At 87.6% G+C, this 201-nt stretch carries 1 protein-coding gene; it reads left to right on the top strand.

Annotation, left to right across the window (positions count from 1 at the left end; genetic code table 11):
• The coding region (locus VR45_RS50495) for a hypothetical protein (RefSeq protein ID WP_045939145.1) at positions 1 to 201 on the top strand (201 nt) is incomplete at both ends.

A 201-nucleotide genomic window follows, 5' to 3' on the forward strand; every position in this document is an offset into this window, starting at 1 on the left:
GCTGGTGACCGCGATCGGCGCCACCGCCGCCGCGATCGCCACCGCGCCGGCCGCGCACGCCGCCGCGCCGAGCACCCCGGCCGCGCCGGCCACCCCGGCCCCGGCCGCTCCGGCCGCGCCCGGCAACCAGGCCGCCCGGACCGTGACCGTCCCGGCCACCCGGGCCCGCTCCGCCGCCGGGCGCGCCGCCGCCGGTGTGCG

Origin of the sequence: Streptomyces sp. NRRL S-495, from assembly GCF_000966955.1 — a bacterium.
Taxonomy (GTDB): Bacteria; Actinomycetota; Actinomycetes; order Streptomycetales; family Streptomycetaceae; genus Kitasatospora; species Kitasatospora purpeofusca.